2 protein-coding genes are annotated in these 2,459 nt (G+C 66.7%); both read right to left on the minus strand.

The window, feature by feature from the left end; genetic code table 11:
- Nucleotides 1–52 precede the first annotated feature (52 nt).
- Nucleotides 53–1,354 carry a dihydroorotase gene (locus AC1D00_RS36490; RefSeq protein ID WP_477014007.1) on the minus strand — a complete coding sequence of 434 codons (1,302 nt, stop codon included), beginning with the start codon at nt 1,352–1,354 and terminating at the stop codon, nt 53–55.
- A gap of 5 nt (nt 1,355–1,359) precedes the next feature.
- Nucleotides 1,360–2,307 carry an aspartate carbamoyltransferase catalytic subunit gene (locus AC1D00_RS36495; protein ID WP_014494716.1) on the minus strand — a complete coding sequence of 316 codons (948 nt, stop codon included), beginning with the start codon at nt 2,305–2,307 and terminating at the stop codon, nt 1,360–1,362.
- Nucleotides 2,308–2,459: the final 152 nt, after the last annotated feature.

A 2,459-nucleotide genomic window follows, 5' to 3' on the forward strand; every position in this document is an offset into this window, starting at 1 on the left:
ATCCTGTCCCGATCCGCTGCCGCGGTGCAGGGCGACACCCAATACCGTCACCCTAGACATGCTCGTAGACCGTCCGTCCGCCGACAATGGTGCGCACCACGCGGCCTGTAAAGCGGGCCTCGTCGAACGGGGTGTTCTTGCAGGGCGATTTGAGCTCGGCGGGATCGACCACCCAGGGGACGTCGGGATCGATCACGATCACATCCGCCGGGCTACCCGTGCGCAGGGTTCCGCCTGACAGCCCCAGAATTTCGGCCGGCCGGGTCGACATCGCCCGGATCAGCGTCTTCAGGTCCAGCTCGCCATTGTGCATCAGCCGCAGGCCGGCAGGCAGCATGGTCTCGAGCCCGACGGCGCCGGGAGCGGCTTCCGCGAACGGCAGGCGCTTGACCTCGACGTCCTGCGGATTGTGGTCGGACATGATGACGTCGATGAGGCCGGAGGCGACGGCTGCGACCAGCGCGCGGCGGTCGTCCTCGGTGCGCAGCGGCGGCGACAGCTTCAGGAACGAGCGGTAGGGCCCGATATCGTTCTCGTTCAGCGCGAGATGATTGATCGAGACCGAGGCGCTGACGGCGATCCCGGCGTCGCGGGCGCGCCTCAGGACCTCGAGCGAGTCGATGCAGGACAGCGACGCCGCGTGATAGCGGCCGCCGGTCAGCGCGACGAGGCGCATGTCGCGTTCCAGCATCACGGCTTCCGCTGCGTTCGGAATGCCCATCAGGCCGAGCCGCGAGGCGAACTCGCCCTCGTTCATCACGCCTTCGCCGACGAGATCGGGATCTTCCGTGTGATGCACGATCAGCGCGTCGAAATCGCGCGCGTAGGTCAGGGCCCGGCGCATCACCTGGGCGTTGGTGACGCTTCTGTCGCCGTCGCTGAAGGCGATGGCGCCGGCTGCCTTCAGGAGGCCGAACTCGGTCATCTCCTCGCCGCGCATGCCCTTGGTCAGCGCCGCCATCGGCTGGATGTTGACGATCGCGGTGTCGCGGGCGCGGCGCATCACGAAGTCCACCGTCGCCGAATTGTCGATGACGGGCTCCGTATCGGGCTGGCAGATGATGGTGGTGATGCCGCCGGTCGCGGCCGCCTGGCTCGCGGAGGCAAAGGTCTCGCGATGGCYGTAGCCGGGCTCGCCGACGAAAGCTTTCATGTCGATCAGGCCCGGGGCCACGATCTTCCCGGCGCAGTTGACGACGTCGGTGCCCTCGGGGACGCCGGCAGCGCCGATGCCGCGGCGGGTCTCGCGGATGATGCCGTCGGCAATCAGGACATCGCCGGGGCCGTCGAAATCCCTGCTGGGATCGACGACGCGGGCGTTGGCGAGCAGGATGGGACGGCGGTCAGTCAGCATGAGCATCACGCGTTCGGCAAATTGCGGGCGAGCGCTTCGAGCACGGCCATCCGCACCGCCACGCCCATCTCGACCTGTTCGCGGATCAGCGATTGCGCGCCGTCGGCGACCGCGGTGTCGATCTCGACGCCGCGGTTCATCGGGCCGGGATGCATGACGAGAGCGTCCGGCTTGGCATAAGCGAGCTTTTTCTGGTCCAGCCCGAAATAGTTGAAATATTCGGAGGTCGACGGCACGAAGGAGCCGTTCATGCGCTCGCGCTGGAGCCGCAGCATCATGACGATATCGGCGCCGTTGAGCCCCTCGCGCATGTCGCGCGCAACCTCGACCCCCATCCGCTCGATGCCGGGCGGCAGCAGCGTGGAGGGGCCGACGACGCGGACGCGGGCGCCCATGGTGTTGAGCAGGATGATGTTGGAGCGGGCCACACGCGAATGCAGCACGTCGCCGCAGATCGCGACCACGAGGCCCTCGATCCGGCCCTTGTTGCGGCGGATGGTCAGGGCGTCGAGCAGCGCCTGGGTCGGGTGCTCGTGCGCGCCGTCGCCGGCATTGATCACGGAACCGTCAACCTTGCGGGCCAGCAGTTCCACCGCGCCTGAGGCGTGATGCCGAACCACCAGGATATCCGGGTGCATGGCGTTGAGCGTCATCGCGGTGTCGACCAGCGTCTCGCCCTTCTTGATGGACGAGGAGGACACCGACATGTTCATGACGTCGGCGCCAAGCCGTTTGCCGGCGAGCTCGAACGAGGATTGAGTCCGGGTGGAGGCCTCGAAGAAGAGGTTCACCTGCGTCCGTCCACGCAGGACGGTGCGCTTCTTGTCAACCTGGCGGTTGAGCTCGACATATTCTTCGGACAGGTCGAGCAGGCCGGTGATGTCGGCCGCGGAAAGGCCCTCGATGCCCAGCAAATGCCGGTGGCCGAGGACGAAGGTCGATTTCGATGTCATTAAAACGAGAGCTATAGGCGGGGATGGCTGGGGGGGCAAGGGCCAATGCCGGGGCGGGGAGTTATCCCCTGAGGAGTCTGGTACACCGTCATTCCGGGATGGCGCGCAAGCGCCAGACCCGGAATCTCGAGATTCCGGGTTCGATGCTTCGC

It is taken from the genome of Bradyrhizobium sp. P2_E8 (genome assembly GCF_056403875.1).

Excerpts from the sequence above, each read along its gene's own strand:
- AC1D00_RS36495 (WP_014494716.1), bottom strand. The coding sequence starts at position 2,307 with ATGACATCGAAATCGACCTTCGTCCTCGGCCACCGGCATTTGCTGGGC.